14 protein-coding genes and 1 riboswitch are annotated in these 14320 nt (G+C 56.9%); of the genes, 1 reads left to right on the forward strand and 13 read right to left on the reverse strand.

Translation table 11 applies throughout. From position 1 onward, the window contains the following. Positions 1-4 precede the first annotated feature (4 nt). The 8 genes from rsxA to QY316_07240 form a co-directional block, all read right to left on the reverse strand. Positions 5-583, reverse strand: coding sequence for an electron transport complex subunit RsxA (rsxA, locus tag QY316_07205; protein WKZ31709.1), 579 nt, complete (start codon positions 581-583; stop codon positions 5-7). Between the two features lie 9 nt (positions 584-592). Then, complete coding sequence (locus QY316_07210; protein ID WKZ31710.1) at positions 593-1234, reverse strand: electron transport complex subunit E; 642 nt, start codon at positions 1232-1234, stop codon at positions 593-595. Further along, complete coding sequence (locus tag QY316_07215; GenBank protein ID WKZ31711.1) at positions 1221-1856, reverse strand: RnfABCDGE type electron transport complex subunit G; 636 nt, start codon at positions 1854-1856, stop codon at positions 1221-1223. The genes QY316_07210 and QY316_07215 overlap by 14 nt, the downstream gene beginning before the upstream one ends. 25 nt (positions 1857-1881) lie before the next feature. Then, the gene (locus QY316_07220; protein WKZ31712.1) at positions 1882-2934 is read right to left on the reverse strand and encodes an RnfABCDGE type electron transport complex subunit D; all 1053 of its coding nucleotides are present in this window, start codon (positions 2932-2934) and stop codon (positions 1882-1884) included. A 47-nt stretch (positions 2935-2981) separates the two neighbouring features. Next, positions 2982-4316, reverse strand: coding sequence for an electron transport complex subunit RsxC (gene rsxC / locus QY316_07225; GenBank protein WKZ31713.1), 1335 nt, complete (start codon positions 4314-4316; stop codon positions 2982-2984). Between the two features lie 155 nt (positions 4317-4471). Continuing rightward, a riboswitch (ZMP/ZTP riboswitch) is annotated at positions 4472-4559 on the reverse strand. 138 nt (positions 4560-4697) lie between these two features. Next, a complete protein-coding gene (locus QY316_07230) occupies positions 4698-5384 on the reverse strand; it encodes a hypothetical protein (protein WKZ31714.1) in 687 nt (228 codons plus the stop codon). Continuing rightward, positions 5384-6361, reverse strand: coding sequence for a trypsin-like peptidase domain-containing protein (locus QY316_07235; GenBank protein WKZ31715.1), 978 nt, complete (start codon positions 6359-6361; stop codon positions 5384-5386). The genes QY316_07230 and QY316_07235 overlap by 1 nt, the downstream gene beginning before the upstream one ends. A gap of 92 nt (positions 6362-6453) precedes the next feature. After that, entirely contained in the window at positions 6454-7155 is a 702-nt protein-coding gene (locus QY316_07240) for a glycosyltransferase family 2 protein (GenBank protein WKZ34095.1), read from the reverse strand. Positions 7156-7581: 426 nt separating this feature from the next. Between QY316_07240 and QY316_07245 the strand changes: the two genes are divergently transcribed. Next, positions 7582-8709, forward strand: coding sequence for a cytochrome c3 family protein (locus tag QY316_07245; protein WKZ31716.1), 1128 nt, complete (start codon positions 7582-7584; stop codon positions 8707-8709). A 9-nt stretch (positions 8710-8718) separates the two neighbouring features. On the opposite strand, the gene QY316_07250 is transcribed toward QY316_07245, so the two are convergent. Genes QY316_07250 through QY316_07270 form a run of 5 tightly spaced genes read right to left on the reverse strand, consistent with a single transcriptional unit; the run spans position 8719 to position 14128 of the window. Continuing rightward, positions 8719-9873, reverse strand: a complete 1155-nt coding sequence (locus QY316_07250; protein WKZ31717.1) for a glycosyltransferase family 4 protein — start codon at positions 9871-9873, stop codon at positions 8719-8721. A gap of 31 nt (positions 9874-9904) precedes the next feature. Next, a complete protein-coding gene (locus QY316_07255; protein ID WKZ31718.1) occupies positions 9905-10891 on the reverse strand; it encodes a radical SAM protein in 987 nt (328 codons plus the stop codon). Continuing rightward, complete coding sequence (locus QY316_07260) at positions 10892-11554, reverse strand: class I SAM-dependent methyltransferase (protein ID WKZ31719.1); 663 nt, start codon at positions 11552-11554, stop codon at positions 10892-10894. A gap of 12 nt (positions 11555-11566) precedes the next feature. Beyond that, a complete protein-coding gene (locus tag QY316_07265) occupies positions 11567-12823 on the reverse strand; it encodes a glycosyltransferase (protein ID WKZ31720.1) in 1257 nt (418 codons plus the stop codon). 27 nt (positions 12824-12850) lie between these two features. After that, positions 12851-14128, reverse strand: a complete 1278-nt coding sequence (locus tag QY316_07270; protein ID WKZ31721.1) for a flippase — start codon at positions 14126-14128, stop codon at positions 12851-12853. Positions 14129-14320 lie beyond the last annotated feature (192 nt).

The raw sequence follows: 14320 nt of genomic DNA on the forward strand, positions 1-14320 counted from the left end.
TGCACTAACCCCTTATGAGGCCGGCGAAGCCCATGAAGGCCAGCGCCAGCATCCCGGCGACGATGAAGGTTATGGGCGCGCCCTTGAAGTGCGAGGGAACGTCCGCGAACTCGAGCTCCTCCCTTATGCCGGACATCATCACTATGGCGAGGGTAAAGCCCACCCCGGTGGCGAACCCGAAGACTATCGATTCGAGGTAGTTGTAGTCCCTGAGGACCATGAATAGCGCAAGCCCCAGTATCGCGCAGTTCGTGGTTATGAGCGGGAGGAATATGCCCAGCGCGCGGTAAAGGGACGGGCTCGCCTTTCTCACGTACATCTCCACGAGCTGCACGAGGGAGGCGATTATGATTATGAAGGTAACGTACTGCAGGAACGGCACGTTGAACCTTAAGAGCACGTGGTGGTATATGGGCCAGGTCGCGGCTGCGGTCAGGGTCATGACGAACGTGGTCGCAAGGCCCATGTTGACCGCGTTCTCGGTCTTGTTCGAGACGCCTATGAACGGGCATATGCCCAGGAAATAGGCGAGCACGAAGTTGTTTACGATGGAAGCCGATATGAATATCAGTATCAGTTCCAAGCTGTCTCCTTAGTGCGAGGCCGGCTCAGCCGCCCCGGCCTCCCTTGCTGCCTTCCTGCTCGACATCCAGCCCACGAGCGCGACAAGCGCCCCGAGGACGAGGAAAGCACCCGCAGGGAGTATCATTATTATCCAGGGCTCGAACCACGAGCCGAGGAGCTTAAAGCCGAAGACGCTCCCGAACCCCAGCACCTCGCGGATTACGCCCATGAGCGTGAGGCTCATGGTGAACCCCAGGCCTATGCCGAGCGTGTCCATCGCGGTAGGGATGAGCGGGTTCTTCTGCGCAAAGGCCTCGGCCCTTCCGAGTATGATGCAGTTCGCGACTATGAGCGGTATGTACGGCCCGAGCGCCTTTGAGATGGCCGGGAAGACCGCCGCGAGGAATATGTCCGTCACGGTCACGAGGGTCGCTATGACGACAACGTACGCCGGTATCCTCACCTTTGCCGATATGGTCCTCCTTATGAGGGATACGACCATGTTTGAGGTGAAGAGGACGAAAAGGGTCGCAAGGCCCATGGAAAGGCCGTTTATCGCGGAGTTCGAGACAGCTAGCGCAGGGCAGAGCCCGAGGAGCAGCCTGAAAGGCGCAATATCCTGCCAGAGGCCCTTCTTGAACTCGTAAAAGAGGCTCCTATCTTGCCGCATCCTGCCCCTCCACGGCCCGGGCCGGGCGAGGCCCGTCCTCGACCTTCATCATCTCACCGCGCGGGAAGTTGGCGACCACCTTCTCCACGGCCCTGTTTATGTTCTTTATTACCGCCTCGGACGATATCGTCGCGCCGGTGATGGCCTGTATCTGGTTCGGCTTCTCGGGTTTCCTGAACTTTATGTACTCTATCCTGGGCTTCACTTCGAGTCCCTTGAACTGGTCCTTGAACGACTCGTCCCGTATCCTGTCGCCGAGGCCCGGCGTTTCGAGCTGGTCAAGAACCTCTATGCCCTTTAGCTTCAGATAGTCGAGGTCGAGGCCCACCATGAGGCCTATATTGGCGGAAAAGCCGTTTCCGTCGGCCTTGAAAGCCAGGCCGACTGGCTCCCCGTTTTCGTTTATGCCCTTGTAGACGATAAGCTTCTCCTGCCCGACGGTCTTCTCGACCTTTACGAAATCCCTTGCCTCGGGAAGGACATAGAAGACCGATTCCCTGAGCTCCTTCTCCTTATTCGCCTTGATCATCGGGTCAGCCGCCGTAAAGACGCCCGACAGGACGGCCCCGGAAAGGGCTCCGATGATTATGAGGTTGAGGAACATTTTTTTAACGCCGTTCAAATAAAGCCTCCAGTATGCGGGGCTGTCAGCCCTTACCCGCCTTTACCGCGCCGAATACCCTGGGCCTCGTGTGCTTGTTGAGAAGCGGCACAAAGGCGTTCATGAATAGTATCGAATACATGACCCCCTCGGGAAGTCCGCCGAATATCCTTATGACCACCGCCATTATCCCGGCAACTATGACGAATATCCACTGGCCGAGCGATGTCGTCGGAGAGGTCACCATGTCGGTCACCATGAACCATGCCCCGAGCATCGCGCCGCCGGCAAAAAGATGGAAGAGCGGGTTCGGGTACTTGGCCGGGTCTACGAGCCAGAATATGGCCGAGAAGGCGGCTATGGTGCCGAGATAGCCAAGGGGGAGCTTCCAGTTTATATATCCCTTGTACCTCAGGTACAGGCCGCCTATTATTATTGCCAGGGCCGAGGTCTCGCCGAGCGAGCCAGCCGTGTTGCCGAGGAACATGTCCAGGAGGTTGAAATCCATGTCGCCCTCGAACTTCCAGAGCCCTATCGGGGTCGCGGCGGTCACCGCGTCCACGGCCTTTTCCACCGTCCTCGGCTCCACCCATGTCGTCGTAAGGACCGGGTAGGTCGCCATGAGGAACGCCCTCCCGAGGAGCGCCGGGTTGAATATGTTGTAGCCGAGGCCGCCGAATAGCTCCTTCCCCACCCCTATGGCGAAAAGGGACCCGAGCACCGCGCCGTAGACCGGGAAGCCGGCGGGAAGGGTCATGGCGAGGAGCATGCCGGTTATGACCGCGCTGCCGTCGTGTATCTTTACGGGCTTCCTCCGTATCCTCTGGAAGGCGTATTCGGTAGCGAGGCACGAGGCCACGCAGACTATTATGAGAAGGAGGGCCCTCCACCCGAAGAAATAGACGCTTGCCGCGGTCGCGGGCATGAGGGCCATGACGACCGTGTGCATTATCTTAGGTATGCTCTCCTCGGCCATGAAGTGCGGCGAAGTGGATACAATGAGCTTCGCGGCGGCGGCCGGGGCCTCTGCAACGGCCGATTCCCTGACCTCGGGCTTGCCTATCGCGCTATCAGGCGTATTCGTCGTCTTCTGGTCCATATCCTCTGTTGCCCTTTATGATTCCGCACCGGAGCGAGCCGGAGTGCTCACTTCGCGCCCTGGGCCTTGCGGGCCTCCTGGCGGAGCCTGAGCTTCCCGACCCGTATCCACTGTATCAGGGGCCTTTTCGCGGGGCACACGTAAGAGCAGCAGCCGCACTCTATGCAGCTAAGGCCGTCAAGGGCGCTGAACTCGGCGGTCATCTGAAGCTTTCCGTAATCCCCAAGCCTGTAGGGCATGAGGCCCATAGGGCAGACCTCCACGCAGCTGGCGCACTTTATGCAGGGCTCGTACGGCTTCGACCTTATCTCGTCGGCGGAGATGACAGTGATGCCGGTCGTTCCCTTCGTGACCGGCACCGCGAGAGTCGATTGCGAATTTCCCATCATGGGCCCGCCGTTAAGGACCTCTAGCTCTTTCCCGACGAGCCCGCCGCACTGCGCGATAACCTCCTCGAAGAGGGTACCCACGCGGACCTTGAGGTTCTTCGGCTCCCTTACGCCGTTCCCGCTTATGGTGACCACCCTCTCGAAGAGGGGCTTCCCCCAGTTGAGGGCCTCGAATACGGCGACCGCCGTGCCCACGTTATTTACGAGGACCCCGACGTCGAACGGGAGCTTCCCCGGGGGCACTTTCCTACCCACGGCGGCCGATATCAGCATCTTCTCGGCACCCTGCGGGTACTTGGCCTCGAGGACGATTATCTTTATCTCAGGGGAGCCGGATACCGCCTTTGCAAGGGCCTCAATCGCGTCAGGCTTATTCTCCTCAATGCCTATGAAGCCCTTTGACGCGCCCGAGGCCCTCATGAGGGCCTTGAGCCCCCAGACCACCTTTTCCGGCTCCTCGGCCATTATCCTGTGGTCTGCCGTAAGGAACGGCTCGCATTCGCAGCCGTTAAGTATGACCGTATCCACGGCCCTACCCTTAGGGGGCGCGAGCTTGACCGATGAAGGGAAGGCCGCCCCTCCCATGCCGACTATCCCGGCCTCCCTTATGGCCTGGCGCACGGCCTCAGGCTGGAGCGTTCCGACGTCAACGCCTTTGGTGCCAGTGCCCCACTCCCTTCTCAAGCCGTCGCCCTCGATTATGACAGAGGCGCACCTGTAGCCGTTGGGGTGGTTTGCAAGCTCGATATCCTTCACTTTTCCGGAGATGCTCGCGTGGACCGGGGCGGAGACGAAGGCCTTGACGTCGGCTATCTTCTGTCCTTCCTGGACAGACTCGCCCTTCTTGACAAGGGGCTCGCAGGGCGTTCCGGCGTGCTGCTGCAGCGGTATGACTACCGTCCTGGGCAGGGCAGCCGGCTCGACCCTCTTGCCGGAAGTAAGCTCTTTATAATAAGAGGGATGGATCCCTCTTTCAAACGTCCTGTGTCCCATTCTCAAATTGGTCCCACAGATTCTAATATTTGCCTTGCGAGGTCAAGATAATTAGAGCTCAGGATCCGGGACCATCCCCCCAGTGCCGTCCCTGCTCGACCAACTCACAATAAAAAAACCGTCACGGCACCGCATCCAGCAATCGTAAATGCTGAATGTTTGGCCCAGACGGTCGGCAAGCGCACTGTTATTCCCGCTCCCCGGTGGTTGCCCACCTTGATTCCGTCAGTTACGGGAAAATTTTATGGGGAATTTATTAGAAACATCTTAATCCAGGACCGCGGGCCTTGTCAAGGATTAATCGAATTGAAATCCCGGTGCGGAAGCCTTTCCGGCGTACCCTGCCAAAGCGCAGGGGACATTGCAAATTGCCCGGCGCGCCTATTCATCCCCCCTGAATAGCCACACAATAAGGGACGCCGCGGCCATGATGAGCCCGGCGCCGACGAGCAAAACGCTCAAAGCAGTCATGGGTAAAACCGATTGGGCTGCCCCCGCCTCTCCGAGCGCCGTCGTCCGCAGGCCCGCTATGATGAGCGATAGAGGATAGAAGAAGCTCCCGGTCCCGAGCAAGGCCGCTGCCAGGGCCCTGGCCCATGAACTTACCGGAACCCAGGCCAGCATCAGGGATATGCTTATCGTGAGCACGCCGAGGCCCATCGCGTGGACATGGGCACTTGCGAGCAGTTCATGCGCGGCCCTCATATCGCGGCTCTCGCCTGAATCGGAATGCGCATCCTCGTGTCCGCCATGCATTTCATGCCCGGCGTGGGCGTCCATTCCGTCCGGCACGGACATGCCGCTGCCTTCATGCCCGTGAAGGCCGCCCTCAATGTGCGAGTGTCCGTTCCCCTGCCTTGCGCCGTGCGCCCCATGCCCTCCCCCGCTGCTCAATACGAACTTCTCCGCGATGGAGGCCTTTTCGGCAAGACCGAGCTCCGTGTGTATGTCTTCGTGGTAGACCGTAATGTAGACCGCCCAGAAGACCCCGAAGACCACGCACGAAAGCCCGAGCAAAAGACCTATCCCCACAACCTTCAGTTCACGTCCCGCCTCTTTTTTCTTCATCAGTAATTCCTCGGCATCTCTTCAAGTTCGACCTTGATGACGACTGCTTTATTGCCCCTCAGGACCCTTACGGAAACCGTTTCACCAGGCCTGAATTGGTCTACCGCATGGTTGAGCTCGTCCATCGAGCTTACAGGTTTTCCGTTTACCCCGGTTATGAGGTCCCCGCCGGAAGCTATTATGATATTGCCGATACGCATGGTGCCGGTCGAGCCCCTGATCCCTGCCTTGTGGGCCGGGCTTCCCCCGAATACGTCTGCAACGAGCACCCCGCTGGAGGGAAAGCCCATGATCCCGGCGTCATATGCGTCGATGGACTGGCCCGCTATGCCGAGCCACGGCCTCGACACGTAACCCTTCTCGACAAGCGATGGGACCGCCTTTTTAACCGTGTCCACGGGTATGGCGAAACCTATGCCTATGGACCCGTTCACAGGACTGAAGATGGCGGTATTCAGGCCTATCATCCGGCCCTGGCTGTCGAGGAGCGGCCCGCCCGAGTTCCCGGGGTTTATCGCCGCGTCGGTCTGTATGATGCCGCTCATCAGCCTGCCGTTACGGGCCCGCATGGTCCGCCCGAGCGAGCTTACGATCCCGACGGTCAGCGTCTTTTCGAGCCCGAAGGGGCTCCCGATGGCGAGCGCCTTCTGGCCGACCCTGAGCGCCGATGAATCCCCGAGCCTTATGGGCTTGAGCTTCGACTGGGGGGCCTTTATGGCTATGACCGCAAGGTCGTCACCGGCGTCGACTCCTACGACCTCCGCCCTGTGCCTCGAGCCGTCGAACAGCGTGACCTCGAGGCTCCTAGCGCCCTCTATGACGTGGTAGTTCGTCACTATGTGGCCCCGCCTGTCGATTATCACCCCGGAGCCAGAGCCTGTTGCCGAAATTGGATTATAGAAGAAGTCGTAGGATATCGTCGTAGTTATGATGTTAACGACCGAGGAGCCGGCCTCGTCATAGATGCGTATGTTCATCTCCTCGTCGCTTGGAAAGACCGCAGGCGGGAGGGAAATAAAGGCAAATGCGAACGCGAGGAAAAAAACGAGAAAGGTTTTCGTGCGACCGGTCATCTCAGCAGGTTGAACTTGACTATGTGCCAGAACGCGGCCACTCCGTCCTTCCAGTTTATCTTCTTCCCCTCGTCGTAGGTGCGGCCCGCGTACGAAACGGAAGTCTCGTATATCTGGCATTTTTTCTTGGCGACCTTTGCCGTTATCTCGGGCTCGAAGCCGAACCTGTCGGACTCGATCCTTATGCCCTTCAGGACCTCGGTCCTGAAGGCCTTGTATCCGGTCTCCATGTCCGTAAGGTTCAGGTTCGTGAGCATGTTGGAGAAGAAGGTGAGTACCTTGTTCCCGACCGAGTGCCAGAAAAAGAGGACCCTGTGGGACTCGCCGCCTATGAACCTTGAGCCGTATACCACGTCGGCCTTGCCGTCGAAAATGGGCTGGAGGAGTTTTGGATAGTCCCTTGGGTCGTACTCGAAATCCGCGTCCTGGATGATGGTTATGTCGCCGGTAACATGGGCGAAACCGGTCCTCAAGGCCGCGCCCTTCCCCTGGTTCCTTTCGTGCATGAGGAGCCTCAATTTCACTCCCTTTTCGTTCCAACCCGCCTCTATGCCTTTGAGGACGTCCCTGGTGCCGTCCCTCGAGAAGTCGTCCACTATGACAAGCTCGCCGGGTATCCCGGTGTCAATCACCCTTTTTATGACCTTGGAGACGTACTCCCTCTCGTTGTAGACAGGCATTACTATCGATACGCTCATCTTTTCAGTCGGCATAACCAATGACTCCCGGCCTTACTTGGCTTTCGCAAGGCCCGCCTATCAAGACAGGCGGGCCTTGTGAACTTATACAATAAAAGCGCGCTGAAATCCACTCCTCTGCCTCGCCAACGAATTATTGGATATTGCCGCCTGAACTGGTATAATCGACCCGCTCCGCCTGATGCGCGTTTTTCAGATATGGGCCGCCGGAAGTTTCTTTTAGCAGGGTGTTGAAAAAACACCCTGCTAAGCAATCCACGGATGGATTGCCAAATTGCGAAGACTATCCAGGTCGAGCAATTTGTAAGGCTTGGACGGATTCATTCCGGCCAAGCCGTGGTTGAAAAAGTCCAGGAAGGACTTTTTCAACATCCTGTTAGAGGAAATCCTGACGGCCCATTTAAAATCCATAAACGAGAGGTGCAGATGAAGGCAAGACAATCTTTTATCCTGCTTGCATTTTTGCTGGCGGGGCCGCTTACGTCCGAGGTTGCGTTCGCGGAGAGCAAGTTCATGAAGAGCTTCAGGACGAGCTACGAGCAGAACAGGTTCGACGCCCTGGGGTTTCTCGTCAAGACCAACAAGGACATAATACCCGGCGAGATACGCTCCCTCCTGGACGAGGCCAGGGCTGCCGAGGGGTTTGAAAAGAAGATGGCGATCCTTGACCTCGCGGCCACGATGGCGACCATGTACGGCGAGTGGCACGGCCAGGACGGGTTCATTGGCGAGATAGAAGCCATGCAGAAAGAGGAGATGGGAAAAGAGGAGGAGAGAAAGGCCGAGCTGGAGAAATGGAAAAAATACGAGGCCTTTCCGGGCAACTTGCTCATGAGGGAAAAAGCCGAGGCAGCCGGCATGGCGCCAGTCATCTTCCCCCATTGGGTCCACAGGATCAACTTCGAATGCAAGGCCTGCCACCCCGCGCCCTTTGAGATGAAAAAGACCGGCTCAATAGGCATGACGGAGATATTCGGCGGCGGCCTTTGCGGGAAGTGCCATAACGGCACGACAGCGTTCAGCGCCGCCGAGGACTGCGAAAGATGCCACAGCGTGGGCACGCCGGGCGAGGCCCATCTCCTGGACCCGAAAAAAGCCTACGTCTCGAAGCTCAAAGAGACCTCTGAACGGCTCGGGACAGGGCTGAATCTCGACCTCCTCCCGGGCAAGGCCCTGCCTTACGACAGGTTCGGCAACATAGACTGGGGCCTCCTGGGGAAGGCCAGAAAACCGATAAAATCGATTGAGGGGGCCCCTGCCGATAAAGCGGACGAGACGAGGGACAACGAAATACTCTTCGAGTCTCCCATGCCCTACGTGAACAACGTCGTCTTCAGCCACAAGACCCATTCGGAAAGGGTCGTGTGCTCGTCCTGCCACCAGTCTTTCTTCAAGGACCAGCTCGGCGCCAATACCGCCAGCATGAAGGACATGGCCGAAGGCGCCTCCTGCGGCGCGTGCCATCAGAAGGTGGCCTTCAAGTTCGCCGACTGCAACCGCTGCCATTCCAGGCCCGTGGCCGAGGACGCCGGTGGAGCGCTTAAGAGGAAGTAGGGGCCGAGCTTACCGTGTGACGGGGACGGGATGCGAGTTTTTCGACGCGGACGCGGGGCCTTTCAGCACCTCCGTGTAGACATCGAGTGTGCTCGAGGCTATGGAGTCCCAATCGAACGCGCTCTCGATAAGGGCGGCGTATTTCCGCCTTTCAGGCTCGAAGCCGCCTTGCATCGCGATTGAAAGCGCCCTTGCGAGGGCGGCCCGGTCTCCTGGCTTGAAGTAGACCTCTTTGCTTAACGGAAACTCCCTGTGCGCCGGGATGTCGCTTACGAGCGAAGGGAGACCGTAGCTCAGCGCTTCGAGAAGGGCTATTGGAAGGCCCTCGTGATACGAGGGGAGCACGAAGCAGGAGGCGTTCGAGAAAAGCTCGGAAAGGGCCTCGCCAGTCTGGAAGCCCGTTAGGACAACCCCTTCGGTTTCGCCCGCCTTTTTCCTGACGAACCTGCTGTACTCTGTCTCATGGTCCGCGTCGCCGGCTATCACGAGCTTGTGGCCGGGCGCTTTCAACGCGGAATAAGCGGCGATGAGGTCGTGAATGCCCTTCTCCTCGACGAACCTGCAGGCGGTGAATATGTATTTTCCCGGCAGCAGGCCGAAGCGCTTGAGCGCCGCCCCGGGAGGTAAAGGCTTTTTCACCGTAACGCCGTTCGGTATGAGAAAAGAATCCCTGCCGTAAAGCTCCCTCAGGTCTTCCCTTATCCCGTTTGATATGGCTATAACGGCGTCGCTTGCGAGCACCCCGTTTTTTTCCCCGCGCCGGAGCACCTCTCTCGCGGCCCTCCCCCATTTGGCGCGTTTGTAGTCAGGGCCGTGATGTGTCATGACGACCTTGAGCCCCAGAGTTTTAGCCGCAGGGGCAAGGAGCGCAGGGCCGATGCCGTGGATATGCAGTATATCGGGCTTAAGCCTCCTCGCCTGGAAAAGGCCGAGCAGGGTGTGCGTTATGGCCTCGAAGGACTTCTTCCTCGGGCACCAGAGGTGCGCGAATTTCACGCCGCGCCACTCGCCATTCCTTTTTCCGGGCGGGATGTAAGGGGCCCTCGTGATGACGGTAATATCGCACCCGAGCTTTGCAAGCCTCGGATAAAGCTCTTCGCAGTGCCTTTCAACCCCGCCCTGCACGCCGGGAAAGCCCCGCGTTCCAAGGACGACTATTCTCAAAGTGGATTCTTCCTTCCGGGAACTCAGCGCTTCAGCAGCCGAGGCAGGGTTTTCTGCCAAGGAGGGTCTTCATCTTGTTCCTTGCAACCCACGCGAGCGGCTTACTTATGTACTTCTTCATCACAGGCGCCGCGGTCCCTATCATCCAGCAGTTTTTGGGGCAACTTCCGACCTTTTCACGGAGCGCCCTGGCCCTCTCGCCCTTCCATATGGAATCGAAATCGTCGGTTGCGAGGTTCCCCATGCTCCCGGCCCACACGTCTTTTTCCATCCCGTTGCACGGAAGGACCTCGCCAAAAGGATCGACGAAGAAGTTCTCGGTGCCGGCCTCGCAGGGCAGAAGCCTCGGCCTGCCTTTTATATAGTTCATGAGGCCGTAGTTGAAATACGCCCTGAACCAGTCCTTGACCCTTCCGGATGAAAGGAGCTCGCATATAAGCTCCTCGAAGCACGCGAGCGCCTCCTTTTCCTTCCTTATCGCGTTATCGTACTTATGGAAATAATCCGAATTATGGACAACGGCTGTCGCGAATTCAAGACCCATCGCCTTTGCGAGCTCGTAGAGCTCTATCATGTCCCGGGCGTTCCTGTCGGAGACGGTTATGCCGAAGCCTATGTCCTTGACATTCATCCTGTGCAGCGCAAGCAGCGTCCGGAGGCCCCTGTCAAAGCCGTCCTTCAGGCCCCGGAGCTCGTCGTTGGCGGCAGGGAGGCCCTCGATACTGATCCTCACCCCTATGCCCGGGTTATGCCTCGCCACTGCAAGGACCTTTTCCGTAAAGTACCCGTTCGTGCTTATGACCACCCTCTTCGCTTTTTTCCTGAGGACTGAGACTATCTCGCCTATATCGTCCCGCAGAAAGGGCTCGCCGCCCGTGATGTTGCAGAAGGCTAGCGGCGGTAGTTTCTCAAGTACCCGAGCCTTTATCTCCTCCCTGGGCTTTGTGGGGTATTCCCAGGTATTGCACATGTGGCAGCGGGCGTTGCACCTGTATGTCACGATTACCGAAGCGTCCAATTACCGTTTCTCCTGTCTGTTTTTTTTCACGGTAGACCAGACCAGCGTAAATGTCAGTGTCAGCCCGAAAAGCCTGTTCCGTATTATCCTGTAATCACTCAGCCCTGCGCCATGTGCGCAATTGTCCAGGTCGCGCCCGCTCAAAAGATGCATATAGGCGCCAGTCGCCCAGCGCTTCCCGATTTTTTCGAGGAAAAAATCGAATTGGTCTTTTCTCAGCCAGTGCAGAAATGGCACCTTCGTGTGAGTCTCGACGGGGAAATACCTGTTCGGGGTCGTTATCAAGCCTTTTTTAGCCACTCGCGCCAGCTCCTTCAAAAAAAGCCGCTGCGCCTCAGGCCCTCCGACGTGCTCAATAACTGCGTTCGAATGAACTATGTCGAATTCATGGTCATTGAAAGGGAATCCGCCGCCTTCATAGCTGAAAGCCCTTATATGCGGGTATCTTTTCCGGAAAATAGAAATATCTCCCAATCCTAAAGCGGTGATATTCTCCGGATAGGGATAATGCTTAACAAGGAAGTTATCGACTTCCGAATACTCGCGGTTGGCAACGCCAACCTCGAGGAGCTTGTCCTTTGGCGAGGCCCCTAATACCTCGATAATCTGCCCAAGCTTATTGAGCCTCGACCTGTATCTTGTCTTATCGATAAACCCTTTCATTTCCTCTCCCGCTCAGGCGCGCTTCATCTTGTTCTTTTTTATTGCGTCTTCATAAATGGCAATAAGCCCCTTGTAATGGACCTCGTGGTTGAACTCGGCCTCGACCAGCGCCCTTGCATTTCTGCCGAGCCTCTCGACGAGCGCCCGGTCCGAGGCGAGCATCAATATCTTTTCCCTGAGGTCCTTCGCGTTCCCGGGCTCGAAGAGCAGCCCTGTCTCATTATCCCTTACAAGCTCAGGTATGCCGCCGATGCGTGCGCCGACAACGGGTCTGCCTGCGGCAAAAGCCTCCAATGCGGTCCTCCCGAAGGCCTCATACCATTCCGACGGCAATATAGCAAACATTGCCTCCGAAATCTTTCCTATAAGGGCCGGTTTTTCAAGATGGCTGAATATCCGTATGTTGGAAATTTTTTCAGATTTTATTTTTTCAAGGAGCTCATTTTTTTGCGGGCCGTCGCCTACTATATGGAGCTCGAGCTCGATGCCCTTGAATGCCTCACAAAGCGTGATCAGGCCCTTTTCATGAGAAAGCCGCCCGAAATAAATGGCAGCAGGTGGCCCGTCCCTGAAAGGTGCCGGTTCTCGATAATCGTCCAAATCGACGATATTTGGCAATATTGCGATATCACCCACAAAGCCCATTTCTTCCAATTTGCTTTTAAGAAAGCGGCTGGTAGCGATGAACACATCAACTTCCCGATATATTCTCATCAACCTATGGAGCGTCATTTCCGAGGCCACGAGGAGGCTGTTGGCGAAAGAACCTTTGTGGCATCTGTTAATGGCTGCCCTGTAGAAGCGCCCGCCCTTGCAGTCCTCACAGACTCGTCCGTTGGAGAGCATGGCGTACGACGGACAGACGAGCTTATAGTCCCTTAATGACATGACGACAGGAAGGCCCCTCCTTTTGAACTCGTCTATTATCGATGGCGACAGCTGGTGTGCGATGTTGTTGAGGTGGACTATATCGACGGGATACTCATCGAGGAGTTTCGAGACCATTCTTTTGGCCTCGAACGAGTAAAGGAGCCGCCCGGCGGCCTTCAGCCGTCCGGCAAAGGAAATTTTTCCGGCATAGTCCACGTTAGAGACAAAAAACCTGGAGAATTCGCTCTCGATGTTAGAGGGGTGGTCCATCGAGAAATAAGCGACCCTATGGCCTTTTTTTTCAAGCAGCCTGGCTGTCTCGAACATCGAGACCTCGGCCCCTCCCCTCGGGTAAAGGAATTTATTGGCAAAAAGTACGTTCATGGCGAATGTAATCAAATACCTTTCTTGGCTTGTTGATGACAATTAATAGGCGGCATATCCCGGCGTAACGGCCCTCTTGATCCTCCTATGAAAAGCATAAGCCATTGCCGCGACGGTTATTGTCTCCGAGAGCACTATCGCCTCGGCCGCCCCTGTTGCGCCACGCGCCATGACAAGCGGGGGGCCGAGTGCGAAGATGGCGATGACCCCGAGCATTGTCATGAGGTTGTGTAGCCTTTGACGTCCTGCCGCTGAAAAAGCGTTCCCGTACCCATACCTGAGATAGACCAGGGGGACCAGCCAGACGATGACCCGGAATATGCCCACGCTCTCCTCATACTGGTTGCCGAAAAGAAGCATCACGAGACCGGAACCCCAGACAGTGCCAAGAACTCCGATAGGCGTCCCGATGGATATCATTATCATCTTCAGTCTTTTATGCGAAGCGAAGAAGGCTTCCCTGTCCTTTACGAAATGCTCGGAAAGGGCCGGGTAAAAGGCCGTCGGTATGAGGTATCCGGCGCTGCACGCGGCAAGTATTATCCTGTAAGGGGCCGAAAAAAGACCGACCTCGTAGGAGGACATGAAGAACTGGAGCAGCAGCACCGGCATGAATATGTAGAGAAGGAAGAAGCCGCCGGAGACGGTGAAATAAACGGACTCCCTGATATGATGGAGCCAGAGGCGGGGGCTGAAAACGGGCCTTACACGGACGCCCGTTATGCGCTTCAACATCAAGATGAGGGCAACTGACCCGCACAGGAACGAAAGGGACGAAAGGAGCGCGGCCAGGGCGGTGTCCGCCTGGTCGTCGACTAAGACAAGGATGGATGCCAGGAACACGCCGGAAGTTATGAAGCTCCCGACGGCGATGAACTTGAACTTTTCGAGGCCCTTGAGCACCCAGTCCGGATAGAAAGAGTTCGTGAGTAGATAGAGTCCGGAAAAAACGAAGACGAGCCTTGTCTCTGGCTGCATATCCATTATGAAAAGCGTCCCTGAATAAACCGAGAAGAAAAAAATCCCGCTCATCATCCTCAGGGTGATTAGCGGGTTCGCGATGGATTCAGCCTCGCATTTCCTCCTGGCGATCTCCCTTATACCGTACATCCCGATGCCTATGTCGACCATAACCCACAGGTAGAGGGTGATTATCTGGGCGACCGAGAAAACGCCGAAATTGGAGACGCCGAGCACCCGCGCGAGATGGACGTTTGTTATGAAGATGACGCCTTTTGCGGCCCCTTCGCCAAGAAGAGACCAGAAGAAATTCGAGGCGACCCTCTTTTTCGAGAAAAAAGACATTAGCCAGGATACCATCGCGCGCGCCTTTACGAAACCGAAAAGGCCGCAAAGAGCGATGGGACGAACTCCGAGAGCGACGACGAGACCACTACCGCGCGCTTTGGCCCGGCTTTCTTATCTAAATGCTCAGGTGTATGGAGACCATGTGCCGCAGTGTTTTCCCCCGCCTCCGCCTTGCGCACCCTCGCCATGGGAAGCTTATTCGCA

The sequence above is a fragment of the Thermodesulfobacteriota bacterium genome (assembly GCA_030583865.1).
Taxonomy (GTDB): Bacteria; Desulfobacterota; GWC2-55-46; order GWC2-55-46; family GWC2-55-46; genus UBA5799.